This is a genomic window from Acinetobacter sp. CIP 64.7 (assembly GCF_000369745.1).
GTDB lineage: Bacteria > Pseudomonadota > Gammaproteobacteria > Pseudomonadales > Moraxellaceae > Acinetobacter > Acinetobacter fasciculus.
Genome location: NZ_KB850179.1, coordinates 1,539,600 through 1,564,900 on the forward strand (window position 1 = coordinate 1,539,600; position 25,301 = coordinate 1,564,900).

Below are 25,301 nucleotides of genomic sequence, written 5' to 3' on the forward strand. Positions count from 1 at the left end.
TAAACTCTATAACTTACTGCCAAGCGTCCTTAATCCACTGCGATGGCAACACATAACGATACCATTTACCACCACCACCATTCACTGCATCTGGCGGATTAATCTCGCCATGAAAAACAATGATTTTGGCACCTTCAGGCTTCACAGGCGGCTTAAAATAAGCCATCGGAATTTTTTGCAGGCAGTGATATTTATAGCTCTTGCACCAGCTTTCTGGCCAATACGTCTGTTTACCTTCACGGTCTACATACCAAGACAAATAGGCTTGCTCATTACGGAATTTTTGACGAATTTCATCAAAATGTTCACGGAAATAAGGTAACAGACCTGGGAAAGCACCCAGTTTAAACCGATAAACCGAACTGTTACCGGTAATACGCCAAGGACGTTTCCAGTCATGAATAATCAGGAAGTCACCCGGATAGGTAAAGAACTCATCGATATTATCGACAATCACCACGTCAAGATCGAGGAAGAGTGCATTGCCTTCCAAACCATACAGATCAGGCTCAAAAGTGGACAGCTTGTTCCAGCCACGCTCAGGCGCACCTTCAGGCAATGCCAGAGGTGGAATAGGGAAACATTGTACTGCAGGATCAATGCCTTCAGTACGATCCGTCAGACAGACCATTTTAAAGTCGACTGTCGTATGTCGTTTAACCATATTGTATAAACGATTGACGTATTCCGAACCGTATTTGGTTCCCCATTTCATACAAATAACGATGTTACTCATTGCGTATGCCTAAGCTCATCTTAAAATCTTCTTGATGGTGAATATGATGACATAAGTTCGGCAGAATAAGTACATCAGTTAAAAAAAACCTCTCAAATGAGAGGTTTTTTCAATCAGTAAATTCTTAATTACTTCACATACGTTAACCAGTGTGCATATTTCGGGTCTTTGCCCTGAACTGCATCAAAATATGCTTTCTGGATTTGAGTGGTGATTGGACCACGTACACCCTCACCAATCTGACGATCATCGTATTCACGGATTGGTGTTACTTCTGCAGCAGTGCCGGTAAAGAATGCTTCATCTGCGATGTAGAACTCATCACGGGTAATACGGCGTTCAATTACGTCATAACCCAAGTCTTTAGCAATCGTAATAATCGTTTGACGGGTAATACCATCCAGCGCACCACCTGCGATATCAGGCGTATGAATCACGCCATCACGCACCAGGAATACGTTTTCGCCTGAACCTTGGCATACATAGCCTTGTGGGTCGAGCAGCATTGCTTCATCATAACCTGAATGCGCCACTTCCTGATGCGCAAGAATCGACAAGGTGTAGTTACCTGATGCTTTAGCCTTACACATGGTCACGTTCGGATGATGGTGGGTAAATGAAGACGTTTTTACGCGAATTCCCTTCGCCATCGCCTCTTCACCGAGGTAAGCACCCCAGCTCCATGCCGCAACTACGGCATGAATGGTATTGTCAGTTGCAGCGATACCGAGTTTTTCAGAACCAATAAAAATAATTGGACGTAAATAGCAAGACGCTAATTTGTTTTCACGAACAACATCAATTTGAGCCTGTTCTAATGCTGCTTGATCAAATGGAACTTTCATTTGATAAATTTTTGCAGAATTCAACAAGCGCTTCGTATGTTCTTTAAGACGGAAAATAGCCGTTCCATTCGGGGTTTCATAAGCTCGGACGCCTTCAAACACACCCATGCTGTAATGCAAAGTATGTGTTAATACGTGAGTTTTTGCCTCACGCCAGTCAACTAGTTGTCCATCTTGCCAAATGAAACCATCACGATCAGCCAAATTCATGCCACAAACTCCAATTTCTCACAATTATTCACTATCCAGTGCAAAGTCTGCACTTGGATCAATCAGTCTTTGCCATAACTTGCAAACGGTCATTCGGGTATCGTGCCAGTCGCTTGCAGACACTTGCATGGATTGATTTGCAAGGGCTAAGCGATGGCTCTCGGCGCGTTCACGGAGATAAGCTTGAATCAGAGCAGTCGCATCGTCGCTGGATAAGCAACCTGATTTTGCGGCATCCTCAAGAATTCGTACATTGTCGGAGAAATGGGCGAGATCTTTATTCGTCCCACTCCAAGCCAACACCGCATACTGTGCCATAAATTCGATGTCTACGATACCACCTGCATCTTGTTTTAAATGAAAAATACCATCTTTTTTTTGATCGGCGGAAGAACCGAGATGCTCCTTCATTTTCTGACGCATTTTCAGTACTTCTGCCCGTACATAATTTTCATCACGGGGCTGAATCAAAATATCCCGGCGCAAGACTTCAAACTTTTTCCGTAAGCTCATTTCACCCGCAATCGGGCGGGCTCGTACCAAGGCCTGATGCTCCCATAGCCAGGCACTCTTGAACTGATACTGTTCAAAGGCTTTTAAACTGGTGACCAAAAGCCCAGCTTCGCCCGATGGACGCAATCGGGTATCGACTTCATATACACGTCCATCCAAGGTTTGCGTGGTCATGAGGGACATAAACTTTTGTGCAACCCGCATGGCAAATTCAAAGCCACTGATCGGCTTAAGTCCATCGGTATCGGCCTGTTCACCCATATAGTGAATAAACACCAGATCCAGATCCGAGCCATAACCCAATTCAATTCCACCGACTTTACCATAACCAATGACTGCAAAAGCCGTATGCTCGACTGAACAGCGCTGCCCTTCTGCATCCAGTGGAAAACCATGCTTTTTTGCCACAATCTGATAGGCCAGATGCAGCGCTGCATTCACCGATACTTCAGCAATATCGGTCAAGGCATCGGAAACTTTCATTAAAGGACTTTCAGCCAGCACATCACTGGCGGCAACGGCCAGAACATTAGATTTTTTAAACAGGCGCAAGACCCGCATCTGGTCTTCGACCTGATCAATTTCAATCCGTAAAAGTTGCTGACGTAAAGAGTCTTCCAGATCCTGACGTTTTGGCAATTCAAAATCCATCGACAGGAATTCATCCAGTAGCACCGGATAATGGGTCAGTTCTTCACAAATCCAGGGGCTGACCGTGGCCATCTTCACCAGTCGCTGCAACGCCCCTTTACTCTCGATTAACATCACCAGATATACCGTACGGCGCATCACTGATTCGACTAAGGGCATCAAGCGCACCAATGCCACCTGAGGATCATCTGACTGTAAAACGGCTTCAATTAAATGCGGCCAGAAGGTTTTTAAACGTTGTACCGCCTTTGCCGGTAATTTTTTTAAGGCATGCCCATTCCAAAACTCATAGACAAGATTCTTTGCATTATCATCCAACACTTCTTTGAGTTTCTTTTCCAACTGGGAAAAACTTTCAACCAAGGTGTCAGGGCCATTTTCCTTGATTAGATGATCAAACTGATACATCACTTTGTCACGCTTTTCATTGAGATATGCCATAAAGCTGTCCCAATCCGCAAAACCAAGTGTGTCCGTTATACGCGCCCTTAACTCTGGCTCTGTCGGTAGTGATTGCGTTTGCTGATCATTCAGTGCCTGAATCGCGTGCTCAACCCGGCGCAGGAATAAATAGGCATTTTCCAGATCCTGCACCGCCTGTTCATCCAGCAACTCGGCATCATCCAGATGATTTAGATTCACCAGACACTGCCGATCCTGCAATTCAAGTTTGGCCCCGCCATAAATCAGCTGAAACACCTGCACGATAAATTCGACTTCGCGAATGCCACCGGCTCCGAGCTTGATATCATCTTCAATATTACGGCGCTGTACTTCGCGCTCGATCATGGCTTTCATTTCGCGCATGGCTTCAAAAGCGCTGTAATCGACGTACTTGCGAAATACAAATGGACGGGTCATCTCCAGCAGCTCGTCGCCTTCTGGACTTGGATTGACAATACGCGCTTTAATCCAGGCATAACGCTCCCATTCACGCCCATGCTGGCTCAGATATTTTTCCAAGGCTGCATGACTAATGGCTAGTGCTGAACCATCGCCCCAGGGACGCAGGCGCATGTCGACGCGGAATACAAAGCCATCCGCCGTGATCTGATCCAGCAAATGAATGAGTTTTTGTCCCCACAGGATGCAAAACTGCTGCACATCAATACATTTACGCCCATCAGTTTCACCCTGCTCATCGAAGGCAAAAATCAGGTCGATATCACTGGAAAGATTGAGTTCTTGGGCGCCGAGTTTCCCCATGGCAATGACAATCAGATCTTGGACTTTTCCGTTATAGCCGATTGGCTGGCCATACTTGGCAACGACCGGAATACGGGCAAAATCTTTCGCCGCACAGATGCACGCATCGGCAAAATCGGAGAGTTCTTGGGTGAGGGTAATGACATCGGTGAGTTGATTGGCATCCTGCCAGATCCAACGAAACATCAATCGAGCCCGCAAAATACGCATTGCGCGCATCCACGTTGCTTCATCGCTTATATTTAGGATGCAGTGCTGCACCAGCTGATCAATATATTCCCGACTGAGTGAGCCTTGAAACTGATCAATTGCATAATCCTGTTCCAGTAAACTCTGGTGATTGGCCAATACCTGTTCGGTATATTGGCTAGCTCTTAAGGTTTTCTGCAATTGTGCCGCATTCATCACTCAACTCTTCCCCTGAAACATTCTGCTTAGTTTTGACATACTCCCACCACTTTCACGATGTTCAAGTGGGGGATTCTAAAAGTAAAAGCTCTTAGGTGACTTCCTCACGGATTTCACTTGCTTTCTGCTTCGCAAGGCGACCTTTACCGCATCCACCCTCCACAGACAAAACGGTATGTCCTACCGCCAAAATATTGCGAGAAGCATTAATATCTGCATTCTCGCCAAAGCTACACTCGACACAACTAAAGTTTGCTTGAGTAAGCCTATTTTCTTTTGCAACGTGACCACATGAACTACAAGTCTGACTTGTATATTTAGGGTCAACTTTAACGAGTAAACCACCTCGCCATTGCTGTTTGTACACCAACATATTAACAAGCATTGACCAACCTTGATCCAGGATTGATTTATTTAAGCCGGACTTGGCTTTAACATTCTTTCCTTTTTTCTCGATTGAGCCTTTCGCTGACTTCGACATATTGGCTACTTTTAAGTCCTCAACTACGATCATTGCGTGGTTTTTGCTGAGCGTTGTGGTGACTTTGTGCAAGTAGTCATGCCGAATATTGGCAATATGATGGTGTAATGTATTGATCTTGAGATTCAGCTTTTTCCAATTTTGACTGAACTTGTTTTTCTTTCTCAGCTTGCGCTGAAGCCTAGCCAACTTTACTTGATTGGCCTTGAAACTATTGATCGGGTCGAATACTTGACCACTAGACGTTGTAATTAACTTTTTAACACCTAAATCAATGCCAACGGCTGATTTTGATGGGTGGACTGGTGCTTCTACTGTGTTTTCAGCACCAAATGACACATACCATTTCCCGACATGCTTTGAGATTGTGACGTTCTTAATCTCACCCACAATATTTTGTGATTTTCTGAATTTCACAACGCCAATGTCATTAGGTAACTTAACTTGGTTGCCTTTAACCCAACAATATCTGCCAAATTGAACAATACGAATGGAATCATAACCATCAGATTTCTTTTTGAATCGTGGCATAAGTGGTCTAAGTTGAACTTCACCACCATCGGATAATTTAAAAAATCGTGGCTTCTTAGCTCTAAATGGTTTTTGCTTTAACTTAGCTTGTTCCTTTTTGTTAAAAAACTTCCCCCAAGCATCACCAAGATCACGAACTTTTTGTTGGAGTGAAACGCCATTTGAGCTGTTTTCTAGAAAAGCACATTCAGGTTTTTTGCGTAATTCAGGAATTTTATTGACTAAATTAACTTTGTTGATTCGCTCATTATTAGCAAGCATCTCGAACGAAACAGCTAAAATTTGATTCCAAACAAAACGTGCAGAGCCAAGCAACTTGTTTAAAACAAGCTCCTGTTCCGCATTAGGCTCAAGCCTAAATTTGTACGCTTTGTTGATCTTCATTTCGCCTTAAATCTATTTAGATACAGAAACTTAATGCAAATTATTCTATCATATTGCACTAAAAAAAAGTCGTGAAATTCACCTCCACCCTAATGTTGGGTGGAGTCCTCTTTCACACTAAAGATAGCAGGAGTTTTGTCTCAGTGGGAATGTTTTAGTTTGAAATTTACCTTTTAAGATTGCTCGGCATGTACATCTTCAAGCACTAGCGCCTGATGATCATTGGTAACCATCGGCAAATGCACAGTAAAGGTCGTACCACGGCCCTCTTTGGAATCTACAGCAATTTGACCATGGTTCAGGTCAATAAAGCGCTTGCAGAGTACCAGACCCAAACCTACCCCTTTCTCTTCAGCTGTGCCTCTGACACTCACACCCAAAGTCGGTTTAAACAGATTCTGCATCTGTTCTTCGGTCATGCCCAGGCCAGTATCCTGAATCGTAATCTTGACCTGCTCGCCTTCCATCTCTACAGCTAAAATCACTTTACCGCCTTGATTCACCGGGGTAAATTTAAGCGCATTCGACACCAGGTTTTGCAAGACAGAGGTAATCATGTTGATATCCGCATGTACCTTGATGTCTTCAGGAATATTATCGACCAGTTCGATCTTTTTATTTAAGGCCAAACTTTTCAGAACACCACATACAATCTTGCTGGACTGTTTCAATTCATAATTGATCGGATGATAAACAAAGCGCCCACCCTCTGCCATCGCCCAAGTCAGCAGGCTTTCCAGCAGGTTATAGGTCGATTGTGCATTATCATATAAATAATCCGCAATACTCTGAATACTGGATTCATCCAGTGTGTCACGTTCCTGTGCCAGTACTTCGGAAAAGCCGAGCAAGCCGTGAAACGGTGCACGCAGATCATGCGCAATAATCTGGAAAAATTTAGTTTTACTGAAATTTTGTGCGCATTGCTGCTCGTATAATTCTTTCAACTCAGTATGTTCTTGATTGAGCTGAATTCGAATCACTAAACTTTCAGCAAATTGTTTGATGGTGGCAATATCGTCCTGATCGAACAGTTCAGTCTGATCATCAAAGAAAATGACCTGTCCAAAAGACACACCGCTACTTGATTTTAAATTAAAGGCGACTAATCTCTGATGCGCTACACCGAGATCTTTCACATAATTTGACAATTCTGTATAAGCAGGATGCGTCTGGTCAATGACATCTGACTGTTGCAGATACGCAGGCAGATTCACTTCCTGTGGGGCGTGCAAGGCCCGAAAACCGCGCGGACAGCTGTACCAGATATAGGGTTCCGTGTGGAAGCCGATAATACTGGTTTTAACGTTTAAAACTTTACGGGCGATCTTACAAAAGGTGTCTAATAGGTTGTTGGAGGTATAGACACCTAAAATGAGAGATATACGGCACGAGCTTAATTGCTCCGTATTCTGACCGACCTCTAGCAGTTTTAGTTCCATGTCTGCCTCTCTGAATGTTTATGGAATATAGAAAACACTGCCGACCAAATTCATACAATCAATAACAAAGATTCTATATTTACTCAACGATGAAAACTCACCTATAGGTTAAAGGATTTGTTAACCTGTTTCTATCCAGATACATTCTTAACCGCAAAGCACTGATATTTAATTGATTAAGAATAACTTGAAAATTTACTATTCGAAAAAAACCTACATAAGTATTTGAAATTAATATATCTCACCTAAAATAAGCATGTTTATTTGTATTTACTGTAACACACTATTGACTAAAAAATACCCACTATAGCTTTTTACTCTATTTGGAGTAAAAGCTAATGATTTTTCAATTATATAACTTGACCTTATGATTAAAAAGAAATTTTATATCAGGTCTCATCTATCTAATAACACTCAGAATTATTTTTTAATTTTTAAAACTATCTTAACAATTCCAGTCTACGAAATATTTAAATATCAGGATATTGACTAAAAACAGGCCAAAAAAGCCACTGAGAATTGTAAAGATTTTACATTCATTAACAAATTAATTGCAGAAATTTTGTATTTTTTATCATCAATGCAGTTTTAGAAGCTGGAATAGTAATATTAAGATAGACCACTTATAGACTATGCATGTCCAAGTCAAACCAATCAGTTCAAAACAGCTATAAAAAAGCGGCCTAAAAAAGACCGCCTTTTTACATGGCTGCTTAATTGTCAGAAATCAACGCCACTTGCTGTACATAGTTAAACAGCTTTAATTTAGAAGCATTCACTTCTTCTTCAGGTGCTTGATTCTTTAAATCACGGTGTACCCGAAGATAATGTTGACGTAAGGTATGACGCTCTGTCGCATTATAGGTTTTGGTAAATTCATTGATGGCTGGATCACCATCTTTGACAATTCGATCCACCCAACGCTGTAATTGAGCTGTCTTTTTAAGACCTTGTTTAGGTGTTAAATAAGACAAAATTACCGTTTCATTTTCATTGCGTAATAATTTACCAATCCGTGAAAATTGACGGCGACGTGCTTCATGCGAACTAATTGCCTGCACATCAAGTAAGGCGTCAATCAAACGCTCATCTACGGGTAGGTTTTTAATTTGTTTAGCGCTCAGCTCTGCAAGCTGCGCACCTAAAGCAGCCATACGCTGGACTGCTTTTTTCTGTTCGGTCTTACTTGCGCGTCCCTCTAAAGAATCAAAATCTTCTTCAGTTAAACTGTTCGGTCGACGTGCCACGATTAATCTGCCTCATAAAATTTTGCTGCAAATAGTGCCTGAATTTCAGATAAGGCTTTGTCCTCGTCTGCTCCTTCAATCACTAAGCGTAAAGTTGTTCCTTTGCCTGCACCAAGCATGAGCAATGACATGATATTTTTGGCATCTACCAATTTGTCAGCCTTGCCAATCCGAATACTGGAACGAAATTTGGTGGTAACTTCTATCAGTTTACCAGATGCGCGTGCATGTAAACCCAATTTATTAATTACGTCAACTGTCGTATCAATCATGACCAGTGCTTCATTTCTCGATGGAGGACTTGAATAGACCATTTTGCCTCAAGGGCTTTTTTTAGTCTATCCACAATATAAACAGAACGATGCTGACCACCGGTACAACCTATCGACACGGTCATATAATGACGATGCCCTTCGGCAAAGGTCGGCAACCACTTGTCCAGAAAATGATACAGATCATTGAACATGTCCTCGACCTGATCGCTCTTTTGTAAAAACGCCTGCACCGGCTGATCTAGCCCTGAAAATTTGCGCAGTTCCAGTTCCCAATGCGGATTTGGCAAATGCCGGACATCAAAGACATAATCGGCATCCAGTGGAATGCCATGCTTATAACCAAAGGATTGCAGAATCAGGATCAGGTTATCGGCCTGTCCCAGCTTGGACAATAAGGTATGTTTCAGGTCATGTACGCTTTTATCGGTAGTATCGATATGAACTGTAGAACGCAACTGAATCGGCATCAACAGGATTTTTTCTTCCTGAATGCATTGATTCAGACTTTTAAAGCGTGACGCCAGAGGATGCGGCCGACGCGAAGCACTAAAGCGGGCAATCAGCTCCTGATCCTGCGTGGTCAGATAGATAATATCGACCGAACCATGCTGTTGCAGCTGCTCAAATACATGATCAAATTCTTGTAAATCTGCCCGGGTACTGCGCACATCGACGCCCAGCGCCAACTGTTCCAGATTATTTTCACTGTCCAGTTTGGCCACGATTTCGGGAAGCAATGCCAAAGGCAGATTATCAATACAGTAATAACCCAGATCTTCAAGCACCTGTAATGCAGATGATTTCCCCGAACCAGATTGTCCCGTGACGATTAAAATGCGCTTCATGCATGCTACCCTTTCATCTTAGCCGGCAGTGTATTTAACCTGCAGGTTATCGATCAGACGTGTATTCCCCAACTTTGCAGCTATAAATAACACAAGATCTTGATTAAACGTATGAATTTTTTGTAATTCTGGAGTTCTGGCTTCAATATAATCCACTACAAATCCAGCATCGGTTAAAGTCTGGCGAAGCTCCGCCAATACCGTATCCAGTTCCACGCCTGCCTGTAATTGCTGTTCAGCCTTTTGCAAGCTTTGATAAATGACCGGTGCGATTGCACGATGCTCTTCGCTTAAATAACCATTGCGCGAACTTAAAGCCAGGCCATCTTCTGCACGGGCAATCGGCACACCAATTACTTCCAGTGGAATATTCAGATCTTGTACAAACTGACGAATGACCGCCAATTGCTGATAATCTTTCTGGCCAAAGAAGGCGTAATTCGGCTGTACGATGTTAAACAATTTAGTCACCACCACCGCCACACCATCAAAATGACCGGGACGCTGTAAACCGCATAAATCATTGGTAATGTCAGAAACACTGATATTGGTCAGACGCGGTTTTTTACCATACATTTGCTCAACCGTCGGCGCAAAAACGATGTCACAACCGACCTCTGCCAAAAGCTGCTGGTCCTGCTCAAGCGTGCGCGGATAGCTATCAAAATCTTCATTGGGTCCAAACTGGATCGGATTGACAAAGATACTGACCACCACTACATCACACAACTTACGCGCTTCACGCACCAGGTTTAAATGCCCCTGATGCAGATTGCCCATGGTCGGTACAAAACCGATAATCTTGCGACTGGTACGCGCCGGATTTAAGGATGCCGCTAAGCCCTGAATAGTGGTTTCTGTTTTCATCTTACAATTCAACCTGAAAAGTTTGTTCTGGTGCCGGGAAAGATCCATCTAAAACTGCAGCATGGTAGGCTTTAAAAGCATCTAGAATGGCGGTCGCACCCGATTGTTCTTGCATAAAATTACGTACAAATTTTGCAGTGTGGCCAAAGGTCAGGCCCAACATATCCTGAACCACCAATACTTGTCCGTCAGTGGCTGCACCCGCGCCAATGCCAATCACCGGAATCTGCGGAAACAGTTCGGTGATTTCCTGGCCAAGCTGTGCCGGTACGCATTCGAGTAACAATAGTGCAGCACCCGCCTCTACTACTGCTTTACAGTCCGCAATGAGCTGATCGGCCGCTTCACGAGTACGAGCTTGCAGCTTATAACCGCCAAACACATGTACCGACTGCGGAGTAAGACCCAAATGCACACACACCGGAATGCCGTTACGTGTCAGCACTTGCACGGTTTCTGCCAACCATGCGCCGCCTTCCATCTTGACCATTTGCGCGCCGGCCTGCATCACGGTTTTCGAGCTTTGCAAGGCATCATTCAAGGTGGCATAGCTCATAAATGGCAAGTCAGTCATGATAAAGGCATGCTGGTTACCACGGCGTACCGCAGCCGTATGATAAGCCATATCTGCAACCGTAACCGGCAAAGTCGAATCACGACCCTGAATTGACATTCCCAGAGAATCGCCAATTAAAATGCTGTCCACTTCGGCAATTTCCATGGCTTTGGCCATACTGGCATCATAGCAAGTCAGACATGAAAATTTGCGTCCATCTGCTTTAAAGCGTCTTAAATCACTCAGACTGACCATGAAAATGTTCCTCTATGCTTGAAAGTTCTGTCGAAATTACCATCACTTAAAAATTAAATATTTGCCCAGTTGCTGTCATCGAGTACCGCAAGGGTCGACTGTTTGACGATGTCCAGGTCTTTTAATCTGTGTCCATGAACCTGTATTTCAGGATCAATATCCAGAAGTGGAATCAGGACAAAATCACGCTCTAACACCCCGACATGCGGCACGGTAAGACGATCATTTTGAATGTGCTCATTGCCGTAGATTAGTAAGTCCAGATCCAGTGTACGTTCGCCCCAATGACGTAAACGTACCCGACCTGCGTCCTGCTCAAAGGCTTGCAAACGATCCAGCAAGCTTAAAGCGGCCAGATCGGTATTTAACTGCACCACTGCATTCAGATAGTTCGGCTGATCCTGTGGTCCCATCGGTGGACTTTGATACAGATTCGAAGTTTTCACCTGCCCCAAGGTCGCCAGTTTCTGTACAGCTTCTGCCAGAATCTGGCGTGAATCACCCAGGTTACTGCCCAGGCCAATATACGTCACGATCATTGTGTTGGCCCAAATACCACCTGACTCAGATCACGTTTCACCCGCTTACGTTTCATAATCGGATGATCTAGGCCAATTTCACCACTGGCACTGGCTGCTACATGCGACAGAGGTTTCACCTTGTCTTCAAACTTGGCTTTGCGCACTCGACGATTGCGTGGTTCAGGTTCATTTACCAACGGTTCAATCTCGGTGAGATCTTGCTGCTGGGTCAATTTCTGTTCCAGATGTTCTTCTTGACTCGCCTTGCGACGGCTCTTGGCACGCTGACGGTTATACTGGCTAATGGCCCGTTCTTTCTCGTCACCGCTCATTTGCTGGTAAGCATCCCACCAGCTGCCCATGCCTTGTGCAGTTGCATCGCCTGATTTTTCACGCAGCAGCAAAAAGTCAAAGCCGGCACGGAAACGCGCATGGCTGGACAAGGCCTCGATTTGCTGTGGTTTTGGATTCAACAAACGAGTCTGCATTTCCCAGACTTCACGAATAAAGGTTTCCGCAAAACGTGGAATAATGGTACGAGTCGCCTGACGTTTTAACACGTCCAGACCAGCTTGGGCACGAGCTTCGGCGGCTACCACGCCTTTATTTAGATAGAATTCACAACGCTCGAGGAATGGCTGCCACAACAATACCGCATAGAAAAAGGCCGGGTTGATGGTCTTGCCGATAGAAATACGCTGATCGGTATTTTTCGCAGCGCGTTCCATAAATGGCGTAATTTCAGGCTTGATATCTGCAAATAACTGCTGCCAGATCCCAAAATCGATCAGCATTGGCAAGACACGATTCAGGTGTCCCATGGTAAACAGTTTCTGTGATTCATCATAAAGTCGATGTGGAGAAACATCACGCAGCAACTGGGTCATTTCCGGCGTAAAGACATCCAGAATCGCTTCATCAATATTAAAGTTCAGCTTGGCGGCAAAACGTAGGGTTCGCAGCATCCGCACTGGATCTTCTTCAAATCTTAAAGTCGGATCGCCGAGTAAGCGTAAGGTTTTGCTGTGAATATCATCCACTGCATTGCAGAAATCCAGCACAATACCTTTACGCGGCTGGTAGTACATTGCATTGATGGAGAAATCACGACGGGCAAAATCCTGCTCGATGCTGCCCCAGTTGTTATCACGCAGAATCATTCCCGCGGCCGAGGTCACTGCTTTTTTTGGTGGTGCACGAAAGGTTGCCACTTCAACCAGTTCCCGCCCTGAATAGACATGCGCCAGTTCGAAACGTCGTCCGATAATCCGACAACGTCGTCCGAAAACTTCCTTGACCTGAGCCGGGGTTGCATTGGTAACTGCATCGAAATCTTTAGGATTCAAACCTAACATCAGATCTCGAACACCACCACCCACGATATAAGCTTCATAGCCTGCCTTGTTTAAGGCATCAATCACATCGAGAATATAAGAAGGTAATTGAGCGGTTGATAAACCACATTTTGACGCGCGCAAAGTTTGCAAAAGACGCTGTCTCCTACGTCTGAACGTAAAATTCCAAGATGACGCTAATCATATCGCTTACACGCCTAAAGGGCAATTTGATTATGTCAATCCTGCGAGTCAAATCAATCAGCTAGTCATGATCCATGCTGTCGCCTTACAAGGCCAATTTGGCCTTGTTTTTGGCAAACAATGCCGGCCCAATGCCTTTGACCAGCTGGATCTCTTCAATGCTTTTGAATTTTCCGTTTTTTTGCCGATGTTCAATAATGGCTTCAGTCTTTTTTTGACCAATACCATTTAGCTGCTGTAATTGCTCCACAGTTGCATTATTCAAACTGATTTTATCAGCAGCAGAAGATGCCGATAATGCAGGCTTCGCCAGATAGTGATTGCTTTCTGATGAAGCCGTGGAGGCAGCTTTTTTCTTCAGGCGAGCGTCATGTTGCTGTTGCTGGGTCTTCCATTCCATATAATCGGTCGCAGTCGCATGCACAGTTCCGATAGAAATAAAGCCCAGCCAACAACTTAAAAGAAGACTAATCCACGTTGGACCGATTTGATAAGGTATTTTTTTCATGTGCTGCTCTTTGTTTTAATTCTAATTTAGCCTGTTCCCAGAGCTGATCAAGTTCAGCCAGTGACAGCTTTTCCAGGTCTAATTGTTGTCGTTCTGCCTGATCTTCCATTAAGGCAAAGCGGGTCCGGAATTTATGGATCGTCCCCAATAATGCCATCTCGCTGGAGATGCCAAGTTTACGACCAACATTCACCAGAGAAAATAAGCAGTCGCCAAATTCTTCCTGTATTTCATCGGAATTTTGTCCGGCTACCGCTTCTTTTAATTCAGCCAGTTCTTCTTCCAGCTTGGCATAAGCACCCGCCATGTCCGGAAAATCAAAACCAATTTTGGCGACATTTTTTTGAATTTCATCAGCCTGCGCCAAAGCCGGTGCATGTTTAATATCATCCAGACGTGAACGCGGCTTGCCCTGCTTTTCTTGCTGTTTGATTTCTTTCCATAGCTCAGACACATCTTCCGGACTCATTTTTGCAAATTGTTCAGCCTGAAATACATGCGGATGACGGCGAACCAGTTTATCGGTAATGGCCTGCACCACATCCTGAAAATCGAAAGCCCCCTGCTCGCTGTACATTTGCGACTGGAACACCACCTGTAGCAGCAAATCACCTAGCTCATCGCGGACATCGTCGACTTTTCCAGAGCGGACTGCTGCTTCGACTTCATAAGCTTCCTCAATCGCATATTTGGTCAGAGATTCGGGGGTCTGCTGCTGATCCCATGGACATTTTTCACGTAATTCACGCATGACCTTGAGTAGTTGTTCCATATTCAAAAACCTCTTTTTTACCAAATAGTCGCGTCAATCTGCCAGTTCCTTGTTATGCTCAAAAAAAAGACAATAAGGAGATCAGGCACATGCACAGTATATTGATTAGCGGTGCAGCACAAGGAATTGGTGCCGCGACAGCCGCCCTATTTTACCAGCACGGCTACAAGGTGGGTATTTATGATGTCCAGGTGGAGCAGGCAGAACAACTGGCCCAGCAACTGGGCGAACATGCCAAAGCCGGTTTTCTGGATGTGGCTGGTTATACGTCCTGGGAAACAGCTTTAGCCGAATTTTCAGCTTGGGCAGGTGAAATCAATATTCTGGTCAATAATGCCGGGATTTTATATTCAGGCCCTTTTGAAGAAACTGATATTATGGCGCATCATCGGACTCTGGATATTAATGTTAAAGGAGTCATGAACGGCTGTCATGCCGCTTTCCCTTATTTAAAAGAATCTTCATTTGCCCGCATCATCAATCTATCTTCAGCTTCGGCGATTTATGGCCAAGCCGATTTAAGCAGTTATTCCACCAGCAAGTTTGCAGTGCGTGGCCTGACTGAAAGTCTGGATATTGAGTGGCAACCCTATGGGATTCGAGTCTTGGATGTTATGCCGCTTTTCGTCAGTACCGCCATGGTCAAAGATATGCAGGCAGAAAGCATCAAAAAGATGGGCGTGCATTTAAAAGCAGAAGATGTTGCACAAGATATTCTTAAACTGGCAGAACTCAAAGATTCCATCTGGCAAGCCACCCATCATCCTGTCGGATTCAAAAGCCAGTTTTTATTTCATTTATCGCGGATGAGTCCACAATTTGTGAATCGGCTGAGTAATCTGCTCATTTCCAGAAAATAAAAAATATTTGGGTTGATTCTGTTTTAGACAGTGTGATGAATCTGGATCACAGGAAATCTCAATCCCTTGCAGGAATCCTCACTTTGCCAGGCCACGGTGAGCATGCAGCCAGCAAGCGTATAATTTTGATAGGCATAGACGCCAATCTCTGGGTGTTCGCAGCGCCCGCCATTTTGCTCAGGATGAAGATTAGTATTCAGTTCATTCAGGTTGATCCGGATTCCCAAGCCTGATGCCTTTAACACGGCCTCTTTGGTCGTCCAGACTTTAAACCAGTATTCAGGGTCATAAGCCAGCGTTTTCCAATGTTTTAATTCTTCGGGATGAAAGGCATGTTGTGCCAAGGCTTCAAAACGAACCTTACGACTCAGTTCTTCAATATCAATTCCCAAGTTTTGGACATTCCTGCTCGTGGCCAGGGCGTAGAAATTTTGACTATGACTATGATTAAAACTGAAGTCCGGATAGTCATTTAAATAAGGCTTGCCGAAATTCGTCCGCACCACCTGTTGATCGCTAACTGGCAATTCAAAAGATTGGGATAAAAGCTGATTACGCAAACACGCCACTTCGCGTTTCCGTTCGGCAACCTGGGTTTTGCGGTCTGACAACGAATGACAAGTCAGATCAGAAAGTTGATGCAGATGAATTTGAATCAGCCGAGCCACGTGAATCCATTAAAAAGATATCAATTGATTTGAGTGTAAAAGAATTCACACTTTTATTGGGAGAGAAATTCATTATTTTCTCAAAACAAAAAGCCCGCTTTACGCAGGCTTTTTATCCGAAAAATTTAAACTATAGAATTAGCGTTTAAATTTCTTCTCGGCTTTCTTGAACTTCTGTACATAACGACGTTTACGCGCAGCTGCACGCTCATCCACTTGAGACTTACGGCCTTCAAACGGGTTTTCAGAAGTTTTAAACTCGATTTTAATCGGTGTACCTTCAAGCTTGTACACTTTACGGAACACGTTTTCCAAGTAACGACGATAATCCGCAGGAGTTTTATCCACCTTGTTACCATGAATCACGATCGTCGGCGGATTTTGTCCACCCATATGTGCGTAACGCATTTTAATACGACGACCCTGAACCATAGGTGGTTGGTGAGCCTCTGTCGCATCATTTAAAATCTGGGTGATTTTTGCCGGTGATACTTTCAAACGAGATGAATCATAAGCACGGTGAATCGATGGATAAAGATCGCCCACACCCGTTCCATGCAATGCAGAAATCAAATGTACTTTGGCCCATGGAATAAAATCGAAGCGACGCTCTACATCGAGCTTACATTGCTTACGATCATATTCAGTCATGTTATCCCATTTATTGACTGCAATGACCATGGCACGACCCGCTTCAAGTGCATAGCCAATCAAATGCAAGTCCTGCTCAACAATACCATCACGCGCATCAACCACAACAACAATTACGTTAGCATCTTTCATTGCCTGTAAAGTTTTAACAATCGAGAATTTCTCAATCATTTCATCAACTTTACCTTTACGGCGCACCCCGGCAGTATCAATCAGGGTGTATTGACGGCCATCACGCTCGAATGGAATATAAATCGAGTCACGTGTTGTACCCGGCTGGTCAAATGCCACCACACGCTCTTCACCGAGCAAGCGGTTCACCAGCGTGGATTTACCTACGTTCGGACGACCAATAATCGCTAAACGCAGACCCGTGTTTTTGTCATGCTCTTCCGGATTTTCATCTTCAGGTACATCAGCAAGTACATCTTCCAGCATCTGCTGAACACCACGACCATGGCTGGCTGCCACTTGTAGCGGCTCGCCCATACCCAGTTTGTAGAATTCAACCAAGGCAGCTTCAGCATGTACGCCGTCGACCTTGTTGGCCACCAGAAAGACTTTTTTGCCTAAAGTACGCAATTCACGGGCAATCTGTTCATCAGATGCCAGCAGTCCGGCACGCGCATCAACCACAAAAATGATGATATCGGCTTCATGAATGGCAGTCTTGGATTGCTCTGCCATATATGAATCAATACCACCTTCATTTTCGCCAATACCGCCAGTATCGACCACAATGAAAGATTTATTTTGATAAGTAGCATCGCCATATTTACGGTCGCGTGTCAGACCTGCAAAGTCTGCCACCAATGCGTCACGGCTCTTGGTAATCTGGTTGAACAGCGTCGATTTTCCGACGTTCGGACGACCAATGAGCGCAATTACGGGTTTCATAGAGTAACCTTTATTCAATATCAGGCGTCAAAGTAGCCTGAACATCAGAAAGCATAGGAAGATATAAGGGGGAAATACCCTAAATAAAAACACGGGGCATTGATTTTTCAATCACCCCGCGTTCACAAAAATACGGTTGTGGCTAGTTTAGCATAAGGCTCGTTAAAATTAACGGTTCTGCCAAATGCTTAATGCGCCCTTGCGTGTAGAAACATAAAGCTGGTTGTCGATGACGCGTAAGCTACGCACTTCCCCAGAAGTTTTCGAACGACCAGTAATCTGTCCAGTACGCGGATCAATCAGGTGCAAGACACCATCCAGATCACCGACTACAAGGTCAGTACCCAGCATCACCGGATTACTTAACTTGCGATTCAGCAACTGGTCATTTTCCCAAAGCGGTTGACCCGAAGTAATCTCAAAGGCTTTGATTTTGCCATCGGTTTGCGCCACAAATACACCATTGCCCACAACTTCTGGACGCTGGATACTGCTGGCATCTTCACTCCAGACCACCTGTTGTGAAGCTAAATCCAGCACAGTCACCTGACCTTGATAACTGGTGGTCACCACAAACTGGCCTGCAACGACCGGTTCCCCGTCAATATCCACCAGACGCTGGATATCAGAACGTCCATCCGACACTGCGACACGACGCTGTAATTTTGGCACACCACTTAAGGCATCCAATGCATAGATATAAGCATTGGAAGAGGCAATCAGTATATTACGAGCATCTAATGCAACAGGTGCAGCCATGCCACGCAGGCTGAATTGTACATTAGGTAAGTTATAAGTCCAAACTTGCGCACCCGTCGCAATTTCATGCGCATATACTGTGCCGTCATTGCTCACGCTAATGACACGACCAGCATGAATTAATGAAGGTGCCAGTAAAGCACCCGTCAATTGCGCAGTCCATTTTTGCTCGCCGGTTTGCTGATCCAGCGCAAACAGTTGGCCTTTCTGGTTGCCGACGACAACAAGACCTTCGGCAGCTTCAACGCCAGAACTTAAATTGTCTTTGCTGACTTTCTTCTGCCACAGACGCTGTTTGCCTTTAAATGCAGACACTTCGCCTTTCGGGTCAATCGCAAAGACCACGCCATTGTCTGCATCCAGACGTAAACGCAACGGATCAGCAGCATCTGTTGACGCCACACTGGTGGAAAATACAGGGACCAGGGTTTTGGCTTGGGTCAGTTTTGGAAGTGGATTCGGTTTTACTTCTGGAACTTTAGTGGTTTTACCTGCACAGCCAGCCAGTGCAAGCGTTAAAACAGTCAAGGCACAGGTAATTTTGTATTTTCTATTCATGCAGCTTCTTCCGCTTGTGTTTCTATAATTGGGCGTTCGATTTCTGGATCATCGACTAACACGCCTACGCTTTCGAGCTTAATTTGTAAAATCTGACGTTCTTCTTTACGTTCAATCAAAGCATCCCATGCACTTTGATATACTTTTTTCGCATTTTCAATATCATTTTTGGCAACATAGATATCGCCACGTGCTTCATCGGCAGTTGCTTTAAATGCAGGTTCAGTCACTGCTTCTAAAGTTTTCAATGCAGCATCATATTTTTTCTGTGCCAGTTGCGCATAGGCCAGACGAAGTTTAACCACCTGAACCAGGCCTTTATCATCTACTTTCGAGTTTTCAACTTTCTGTAGTGCTTTCTCGGCCGCAGCATAATCTTCTTTGTCATAAGCCAGTTTAGCCATCACCAACTGGGTCTGAATCGCCTGAGCTGAATCAGGTGCTTCCTTGACAATCTTGTCCGCAGCTTCAGACAACTTGGCAAAACCATCACCTTTCGATGCCTGTGCATCATCCATCAACTGCTGAACCTTGGCAGTGTGCATTTGCGACTCTGCCAGGTTTTTCTTCTGCCAATATTCCCATCCAAAAAAGGCAATCAGCGCAATTAAAATCCCGGTAATCATCGAAGAACCATATTTCTTCGTAAAGGATTTTAAGCTTTCAAACTGTTCATCACCACTCATTGCGCTCATGAGATTACCCTTTTCCTAATGTTTTATCGATTATTTTGAAGAAATTTTAGTACTAAAAAATGCAACGAAGTCCGTAAATGGTACATTCGATTGCTCTGCGGTTGCCAGCTCTTTCACAGTAAACGCCTGAGCTTCCAGTTCACGTTCACCCAAAATCGCCGCATACAAAGCACCGGCTTGATCGGCCTTTTTCATTTGCGATTTCATTGAACCTTGTGAGCCTACTTTCAGACGAACCTGACTGTCTGTTGCTTCAAGCTGATCACGAATCTGCTCCGCAATGACCAAAGCTTTACCTTGAGAAGCCGGTTCAGCCACCAGGAATACTTCACAATCACGTGCCCGGGTATTGTCTTCAACCTGTTCAAGCAGAAGCAATAAACGCTCGATCCCCATAGCAAAACCGACCGCAGGGACAGACTGATCTGCCTTTCCTTTAAGTTGACCCACTAGACCGTCATAACGGCCACCGGCACACACTGTACCTTGTGAACCCAAGTGAGTTGTGGTCCATTCAAAAACAGTTTTGTTGTAGTAATCCAGACCACGTACCAGTTTTTGATTGATCACGAAGCTTACGCCTGCATCAGTCAAATACTGCTGTAACTGGGCAAAATGCGCCAGCGTTTCTTCACCCATAAAATCATGAAGTTTCGGTGCATTTTCCAAGATGCTTTGTGTTTTGGCATCTTTAGAATCCAGAATACGCAATGGATTCGTGGTCAGACGGCGCTGAGAATCTTCATCCAGATCCGCTTTATGCGACTCCAGGAATTCAACCAGTGCCGCACGATATGCTGCACGCTCATCCGACTCACCGAGTGTATTTAACTCAAGCTGAACCTTGTCTGCCACACCCATACGTTTCCACAGACGCGCCGTCATCAGAATCAGTTCTGCGTCCATATCCGGTGTTGCCACACCAAAGGTTTCCACACCAAACTGGTGGAACTGACGGTAACGGCCTTTTTGCGGTTTTTCATAACGGAACATGGGTCCGATATACCAAACACGAGGCGTCGCACCACGCAGCAGGTTATGCTCCAGCATGGCACGTACACAACCTGCCGTTCCTTCAGGACGTAGTGTCAAAGACTCAGGTGGATTACCCTTGTCGAGGAAGGTATACATCTCTTTTTCAACGATATCGGTTGCATCACCGATCGAACGTTTAAACAAATTAGTCTGTTCAACGATAGGCAAACGGATTTGTTGATAGCCATAGGCATCCATCAAACCGGATAGATGCTGTTCAAGACGTCTCCAAGCTGGGGTTTGCGTTGGGAGAATGTCATTAAAACCTTTGATTGCGACGATTGAACTCATGATCTACTCAGGAAAACTTGTACGAATAATTTCTTTAGATTTAGCTTCTTCAAGCTCGGTAACACGTTGACGAACCATGGTTTCGATTTCATCAACCAATTGATTCGTATCAATTAAATGGCTCTTTTCACCATTACGGTACACCAGTGAACGTGGTGCTGCACCTACGACACCAATATCCGCTTCTTTGGCTTCACCCGGACCATTGACCTTACAGCCAATGACCGAGACATCCATTGGGGTACGAATATCTTCTAAACGCTCTTCAAGTTGCTGCATCACGGAAATCACATTAAATTCCTGACGTGAACAGCTTGGGCAGGCAATGAAGTTAATCCCGTTTGAGCGCAGACCCAACGATTTCAGAATATCAAAACCAATTTTAATTTCTTCTTCAGGCTCGGCAGCCAGTGAAATACGCATGGTATCCCCGATGCCTTCCATCAGCAGACCACCCAAAGCGATCGCAGATTTAACCGAACCGGTACGGTAAATACCCGCTTCTGTGACACCCAGATGGAGCGGATTATCAATTTGCTGTGACAGCAAACGATACGCATCCATGGTCAGGAACACATTCGAGGCTTTGACTGAAATTTTGAATTCCTGGAAATCCAGACGGTCTAGAATATCGATATGACGCATCGCAGATTCAAGCAAAGCCTGACCAGTCGGCTCGCCATATTTCTTTTGAATATCTTTTTCCAGTGAGCCGGCATTCACCCCGATCCGCATGGAAATGTCGTTATGACGTGCCGCGGCCACCACTTCACGGATTTTCGCTTCCGAACCGATATTGCCCGGGTTAATCCGCAGGCAGTCTGCACCCAAATCGGCAACTGCCAAAGCAATTTTATAATCGAAGTGAATATCCGCCACCAAAGGTACATTGACCTGCTTGCGAATTTCACCAAATGCCGCCGCCGCTTCCATGGTAGGCACAGAAACCCGCATGATGTCCGCGCCTGCATCGACGCAGCGATGGATCTGAGCAACCGTAGCTGCTACATCACAGGTTTCAGTATTGGTCATCGACTGGATACTGATTGGTGCATCACCACCCACATAAACTGAACCCACACGAATTTTACGTGTTGGACGACGTTTAATTGGATTTACGATCATCGTTCTGCTCTACTCTTGATCTGTTAAGGTGATAAACGGAATTCTGCTTTTCCGTTCACAGTGTAGGGTGACAATGAAATATTTTCATTATTTAAACTGAGTGATACAGCCGATGCATCATCCAGACGAATCTGGAATGGCGCTTCACCATTCAGTTGCAAGCTCGATGCCTGACGGCCAGTTGCCAGAACATTACCCGCCGAGTCGACAATATGCACCGAAGTCGGACGGTTAAAATCAAGCTTCAGCTGATCACCGGAAAGTGCGGCACCTGTATCCAGATTCAGAATCTCGACATTAGAAGCGCCTACTCCAGAGACTTCACTGCTATTTTGTGAATTACTGCTCGACCAGTTCTGAATCATGGCAAACAGTGCGCCCAAAATCAGCAGCAGTACCAGCGTAATAAAAATGCGCTTTAACCATTTACGATTGCGGTCACGTTTGGAACCTGGCAATTTCCCCATAATTTTAATAGGAGAATTGTTCAAGGCATGATTCGGCAGCAACCCGGTATCATTGGTATAAATTTCATCAAATCGCTGAATAATACTAGACGCATCTACACCCAGAAATTTGGCATAAGTCCGGTAATAACCTTTAATAAAGGTCGCTTCAGGCAAAGACTTATATTCGTCCTGTTCCAGTGCAGTCAGGGTTTTGAGCGGAATATTCAGCTCTTTCGCTACATCTTCCAGATTGCGTTGCTGATTGATACGAATCTGGCGCAAGTACTCGCCCGGACGTTGAATATTTCCTAACGCATTTGGAGCTACGCTCGAATGATTCGATGGTGAATTAGGATTTACTTCCATACGGCCTCAGTACTGTACTGTAATTGCAAATAACGTTGGTATTCCTGGCTTTCAGGAAAGAGTGCACGTAACTGGTTGACCAATACCTGCATACCCAACTGATCACCTCCGGCACGCGCAGTGCGAATGCCAATCCAGAGTGCACGGGCACCCTGATTTTTCTGCCCCACACCACGCACAAACTGTTGATACATTTGTGTCGCCGCCGGGAACTGCTGGTTTAAATAAAATATTTCTGCCAACTCTAACATTGAAATATAAGAATCGCGATTGGCTTGCAGCGCCTGTTTGAATGATTTTTCAGCATTTGCTGTATCACCCAGTTTCAGGTAAATCCGCCCCATATTTTCCAGTGCGCGGAATCGCTGATCATAACCCAACGTGGCACCAGCAATTTGAAACTGCTCGATCGCATCATTATAGCGTTCAAGCTGATATAAATAGGTGCCGTAATTATTTCGCGCCTGCGCATTTTTCGGATCGGCCGAAATCGCGCGCTTGAAATAATGATCTGCTTTTTCGAGATTAAGCTTACTACCTTCCTGTTGCAGTAGCACACCCATCATCATATTTGCTTGAGAATCACGCGGAGTAGTCTCAAGTGCCTGATCCAGCGCACGTTTGGCTGCATCCAGGTCACCTGTTCTCAGATATTCTACCGCCAATTGGGTACGGACTTTGGTGGCCTTTTCAGGGTCTTTCTGACCCAGATCTGGCGTCTGACACGCGACTAAAACCAAAGACACACATACTGTTGAAATCAAAGCAAACTTTGATGTTAGATTTCTCAACTGGCGACCTCTTATTATCCTTGTGAGCGCATGATCTCATTCGATTGCGCAATTTTCTTTTTCCACTGTTCCGCACGACGGGTACGGTCAGCAACTTGTCCGACTAACTGTCCGCACGCGGCATCAATGTCATCACCGCGTGTCTGACGAATCGTACACACAAAACCGGCATCAGACAAAGTTTTTTGGAAAGAAATAATCCGGTTGCGGCTTGAGCGGCCATATGGCGCATGCGGGAACGGATTAAAAGGAATCAAATTAATCTTGCTTGGCAAATTCTTCAACAGCTTAATCATTTGCTGCGCATGTTCAGGATGGTCATTCACGCCATCTAACATCACATATTCAATCGTTACATGTTTACGTGAACTTTCATTCCCATCTTTGGCAATATAACGCTGACATGCAGCAATCAGCTGCTCAAGCGGATATTTTTTATTGATCGGCACCAGCTCGTTACGCAGTTCATCATTTGGCGCATGCAATGAAATTGCCAGCGCCACGTCAATATCTTTGACCATCTGATCGATTTTCGGTACCACACCAGAAGTCGATAAAGTCACACGACGTTTTGACATGCCGTATGCAAAGTCATCCAGCATAATGCGCATTGAATTCAATACTGCATCGTAGTTGAGCAATGGCTCGCCCATACCCATCATCACCACGTTCGTGACTGAACGTTCACGCTCAAGTACAGGCACATCTTCCATATAGGAATAATTCGCCATCCAGAGCTGACCGATAATTTCAGCCTGGGTCAAATCGCGCTGAAAACCCTGTTTACCGGTCGAACAGAATGAACAGTCCAGTGCACAGCCCACTTGTGAAGAAATACACAAAGTGCGACGTAAACCACTGCGATGTTCAGCAGGAATCAGTACCGTTTCAACAAGAGAACCTTCGCCATCGCCAACACGGAATACCCATTTACGGGTTCCATCTTTGGAATAGTTTTTATGCACCACTTCAGGCGCTTTAATTTCACAAATCTTTTCCAGTTTTTCACGCAGTTTGCCGGAAATATTGGTCATTTCAGCAAAATCAGTCACAAAGAACTGGTGAATCCATTTCATCACCTGCCCGGCACGAAACTTCTTCTCACCCATGTCCTCAAAGAATTTTTCCATTTGCGGACGTGACATGCCAAGTAAATTCACTTTCTCGACAGTATTTGCCTGTGCTGGAGCGGATGGAGTGTGTTGCTGTGGCTCAGAAACTGCTGATACAGCGACTGCTTCAGTACTCATGTGTATTACCTAAACCATGTCTAAAGATGAAAGGAGAAGCTCAATATGTGAGCAAAGAATTATTCAGAGAATAAAAAAACCAGATAAGTATAATAACACTTATCTGGCTTGAATA

General features: G+C 44.7%; 24 protein-coding genes. 1 reads left to right on the forward strand and 23 read right to left on the reverse strand.

Annotated features, from left to right (window positions below; translation table 11 throughout):
* Positions 1-13 precede the first annotated feature (13 nt).
* The 14 genes from F890_RS13950 to mazG form a co-directional block, all read right to left on the reverse strand.
* Positions 14-736 carry a glycosyl transferase gene (locus tag F890_RS13950; RefSeq protein ID WP_004278328.1) on the reverse strand — a complete coding sequence of 241 codons (723 nt, stop codon included), beginning with the start codon at positions 734-736 and terminating at the stop codon, positions 14-16.
* Positions 737-864: 128 nt separating this feature from the next.
* Complete coding sequence (locus tag F890_RS13955; protein ID WP_004278329.1) at positions 865-1,791, reverse strand: branched-chain amino acid transaminase; 927 nt, start codon at positions 1,789-1,791, stop codon at positions 865-867.
* Positions 1,792-1,815: 24 nt separating this feature from the next.
* Complete coding sequence (gene glnE / locus F890_RS13960; RefSeq protein ID WP_005103272.1) at positions 1,816-4,566, reverse strand: bifunctional [glutamate--ammonia ligase]-adenylyl-L-tyrosine phosphorylase/[glutamate--ammonia-ligase] adenylyltransferase; 2,751 nt, start codon at positions 4,564-4,566, stop codon at positions 1,816-1,818.
* Between the two features lie 94 nt (positions 4,567-4,660).
* Positions 4,661-5,965 (reverse strand): RNA-guided endonuclease InsQ/TnpB family protein, encoded by a 1,305-nt coding sequence (locus F890_RS13965; protein WP_004278331.1) that lies wholly within the window; start codon positions 5,963-5,965, stop codon positions 4,661-4,663.
* A gap of 173 nt (positions 5,966-6,138) precedes the next feature.
* Positions 6,139-7,407 (reverse strand): sensor histidine kinase, encoded by a 1,269-nt coding sequence (locus F890_RS13970; RefSeq protein WP_004733022.1) that lies wholly within the window; start codon positions 7,405-7,407, stop codon positions 6,139-6,141.
* A 713-nt stretch (positions 7,408-8,120) separates the two neighbouring features.
* Positions 8,121-8,654: a ribosome biogenesis factor YjgA gene (gene yjgA / locus F890_RS13975; RefSeq protein WP_004278333.1), complete on the reverse strand. Its 534-nt coding sequence runs from the start codon at positions 8,652-8,654 to the stop codon at positions 8,121-8,123.
* A 2-nt stretch (positions 8,655-8,656) separates the two neighbouring features.
* Entirely contained in the window at positions 8,657-8,926 is a 270-nt protein-coding gene (locus F890_RS13980; protein WP_016806787.1) for an HPr family phosphocarrier protein, read from the reverse strand.
* Positions 8,923-9,774 carry an RNase adapter RapZ gene (gene rapZ, locus F890_RS13985; RefSeq protein WP_004278335.1) on the reverse strand — a complete coding sequence of 284 codons (852 nt, stop codon included), beginning with the start codon at positions 9,772-9,774 and terminating at the stop codon, positions 8,923-8,925. The genes F890_RS13980 and rapZ overlap by 4 nt, the downstream gene beginning before the upstream one ends.
* Positions 9,775-9,792: 18 nt before the next feature.
* A complete protein-coding gene (gene panC / locus F890_RS13990) occupies positions 9,793-10,641 on the reverse strand; it encodes a pantoate--beta-alanine ligase (protein WP_004647479.1) in 849 nt (282 codons plus the stop codon).
* A 1-nt stretch (position 10,642) separates the two neighbouring features.
* Complete coding sequence (gene panB / locus F890_RS13995) at positions 10,643-11,452, reverse strand: 3-methyl-2-oxobutanoate hydroxymethyltransferase (protein ID WP_004278337.1); 810 nt, start codon at positions 11,450-11,452, stop codon at positions 10,643-10,645.
* Positions 11,453-11,505: 53 nt separating this feature from the next.
* The gene (folK, locus tag F890_RS14000; RefSeq protein ID WP_005103266.1) at positions 11,506-11,991 is read right to left on the reverse strand and encodes a 2-amino-4-hydroxy-6-hydroxymethyldihydropteridine diphosphokinase; all 486 of its coding nucleotides are present in this window, start codon (positions 11,989-11,991) and stop codon (positions 11,506-11,508) included.
* On the reverse strand, positions 11,988-13,460 hold the full coding sequence (gene pcnB, locus F890_RS14005) for a polynucleotide adenylyltransferase PcnB (protein ID WP_004647477.1): 1,473 nt from the start codon (positions 13,458-13,460) through the stop codon (positions 11,988-11,990). Before pcnB ends, folK begins: the two co-directional genes overlap by 4 nt.
* Positions 13,461-13,596: 136 nt before the next feature.
* On the reverse strand, positions 13,597-14,019 hold the full coding sequence (locus F890_RS14010; RefSeq protein ID WP_005261836.1) for a ComEA family DNA-binding protein: 423 nt from the start codon (positions 14,017-14,019) through the stop codon (positions 13,597-13,599).
* A complete protein-coding gene (gene mazG, locus F890_RS14015; protein WP_005103258.1) occupies positions 13,979-14,791 on the reverse strand; it encodes a nucleoside triphosphate pyrophosphohydrolase in 813 nt (270 codons plus the stop codon). Before mazG ends, F890_RS14010 begins: the two co-directional genes overlap by 41 nt.
* Positions 14,792-14,880: 89 nt before the next feature.
* Between mazG and F890_RS14020 the strand changes: the two genes are divergently transcribed.
* Entirely contained in the window at positions 14,881-15,651 is a 771-nt protein-coding gene (locus F890_RS14020) for an SDR family oxidoreductase (RefSeq protein WP_004733034.1), read from the forward strand.
* A 23-nt stretch (positions 15,652-15,674) separates the two neighbouring features.
* On the opposite strand, the gene F890_RS14025 is transcribed toward F890_RS14020, so the two are convergent.
* The 9 genes from F890_RS14025 to rlmN all read right to left on the reverse strand — a co-directional run bounded on the left by F890_RS14025 (position 15,675) and on the right by rlmN (position 25,186).
* On the reverse strand, positions 15,675-16,319 hold the full coding sequence (locus tag F890_RS14025; protein WP_005261835.1) for a 4'-phosphopantetheinyl transferase family protein: 645 nt from the start codon (positions 16,317-16,319) through the stop codon (positions 15,675-15,677).
* Positions 16,320-16,457: 138 nt separating this feature from the next.
* The gene (gene der, locus F890_RS14030; RefSeq protein ID WP_005103252.1) at positions 16,458-17,867 is read right to left on the reverse strand and encodes a ribosome biogenesis GTPase Der; all 1,410 of its coding nucleotides are present in this window, start codon (positions 17,865-17,867) and stop codon (positions 16,458-16,460) included.
* A 168-nt stretch (positions 17,868-18,035) separates the two neighbouring features.
* Positions 18,036-19,184, reverse strand: coding sequence for an outer membrane protein assembly factor BamB (bamB, locus tag F890_RS14035; RefSeq protein WP_005261833.1), 1,149 nt, complete (start codon positions 19,182-19,184; stop codon positions 18,036-18,038).
* A complete protein-coding gene (locus tag F890_RS14040) occupies positions 19,181-19,879 on the reverse strand; it encodes a YfgM family protein (protein ID WP_005261827.1) in 699 nt (232 codons plus the stop codon). Before F890_RS14040 ends, bamB begins: the two co-directional genes overlap by 4 nt.
* Positions 19,880-19,909: 30 nt before the next feature.
* A complete protein-coding gene (gene hisS / locus F890_RS14045) occupies positions 19,910-21,205 on the reverse strand; it encodes a histidine--tRNA ligase (RefSeq protein ID WP_005261825.1) in 1,296 nt (431 codons plus the stop codon).
* 3 nt (positions 21,206-21,208) lie between these two features.
* Positions 21,209-22,330, reverse strand: coding sequence for a flavodoxin-dependent (E)-4-hydroxy-3-methylbut-2-enyl-diphosphate synthase (gene ispG, locus F890_RS14050; RefSeq protein WP_005261823.1), 1,122 nt, complete (start codon positions 22,328-22,330; stop codon positions 21,209-21,211).
* A gap of 23 nt (positions 22,331-22,353) precedes the next feature.
* Entirely contained in the window at positions 22,354-23,145 is a 792-nt protein-coding gene (locus tag F890_RS14055) for a helix-turn-helix domain-containing protein (protein WP_005261821.1), read from the reverse strand.
* Positions 23,136-23,936, reverse strand: a complete 801-nt coding sequence (pilW, locus tag F890_RS14060; RefSeq protein ID WP_005261820.1) for a type IV pilus biogenesis/stability protein PilW — start codon at positions 23,934-23,936, stop codon at positions 23,136-23,138. The genes F890_RS14055 and pilW overlap by 10 nt, the downstream gene beginning before the upstream one ends.
* Before the next feature lie 14 nt (positions 23,937-23,950).
* Positions 23,951-25,186, reverse strand: coding sequence for a dual-specificity RNA methyltransferase RlmN (gene rlmN, locus F890_RS14065; RefSeq protein ID WP_004278358.1), 1,236 nt, complete (start codon positions 25,184-25,186; stop codon positions 23,951-23,953).
* Positions 25,187-25,301 lie beyond the last annotated feature (115 nt).

Coding starts and splice junctions, on each gene's coding strand:
- F890_RS13970 (WP_004733022.1), bottom strand. CDS start 7,407: ATGGAACTAAAACTGCTAGAGGTCGGTCAGAATACGGAGCAATTAAGC.
- F890_RS14020 (WP_004733034.1), top strand. CDS start 14,881: ATGCACAGTATATTGATTAGCGGTGCAGCACAAGGAATTGGTGCCGCG.
- F890_RS13955 (WP_004278329.1), bottom strand. CDS start 1,791: ATGAATTTGGCTGATCGTGATGGTTTCATTTGGCAAGATGGACAACTA.
- ispG (WP_005261823.1), bottom strand. CDS start 22,330: ATGATCGTAAATCCAATTAAACGTCGTCCAACACGTAAAATTCGTGTG.
- F890_RS13965 (WP_004278331.1), bottom strand. CDS start 5,965: ATGAAGATCAACAAAGCGTACAAATTTAGGCTTGAGCCTAATGCGGAA.
- rlmN (WP_004278358.1), bottom strand. CDS start 25,186: ATGAGTACTGAAGCAGTCGCTGTATCAGCAGTTTCTGAGCCACAGCAA.
- F890_RS14055 (WP_005261821.1), bottom strand. CDS start 23,145: ATGGAAGTAAATCCTAATTCACCATCGAATCATTCGAGCGTAGCTCCA.
- der (WP_005103252.1), bottom strand. CDS start 17,867: ATGAAACCCGTAATTGCGCTCATTGGTCGTCCGAACGTCGGAAAATCG.
- folK (WP_005103266.1), bottom strand. CDS start 11,991: ATGATCGTGACGTATATTGGCCTGGGCAGTAACCTGGGTGATTCACGC.
- rapZ (WP_004278335.1), bottom strand. CDS start 9,774: ATGAAGCGCATTTTAATCGTCACGGGACAATCTGGTTCGGGGAAATCA.
- F890_RS13980 (WP_016806787.1), bottom strand. CDS start 8,926: ATGATTGATACGACAGTTGACGTAATTAATAAATTGGGTTTACATGCA.
- mazG (WP_005103258.1), bottom strand. CDS start 14,791: ATGGAACAACTACTCAAGGTCATGCGTGAATTACGTGAAAAATGTCCA.
- panC (WP_004647479.1), bottom strand. CDS start 10,641: ATGAAAACAGAAACCACTATTCAGGGCTTAGCGGCATCCTTAAATCCG.
- F890_RS13950 (WP_004278328.1), bottom strand. CDS start 736: ATGAGTAACATCGTTATTTGTATGAAATGGGGAACCAAATACGGTTCG.
- F890_RS14040 (WP_005261827.1), bottom strand. CDS start 19,879: ATGAGCGCAATGAGTGGTGATGAACAGTTTGAAAGCTTAAAATCCTTT.
- hisS (WP_005261825.1), bottom strand. CDS start 21,205: ATGAGTTCAATCGTCGCAATCAAAGGTTTTAATGACATTCTCCCAACG.
- F890_RS14010 (WP_005261836.1), bottom strand. CDS start 14,019: ATGAAAAAAATACCTTATCAAATCGGTCCAACGTGGATTAGTCTTCTT.
- panB (WP_004278337.1), bottom strand. CDS start 11,452: ATGGTCAGTCTGAGTGATTTAAGACGCTTTAAAGCAGATGGACGCAAA.
- glnE (WP_005103272.1), bottom strand. CDS start 4,566: ATGAATGCGGCACAATTGCAGAAAACCTTAAGAGCTAGCCAATATACC.
- bamB (WP_005261833.1), bottom strand. CDS start 19,184: ATGAATAGAAAATACAAAATTACCTGTGCCTTGACTGTTTTAACGCTT.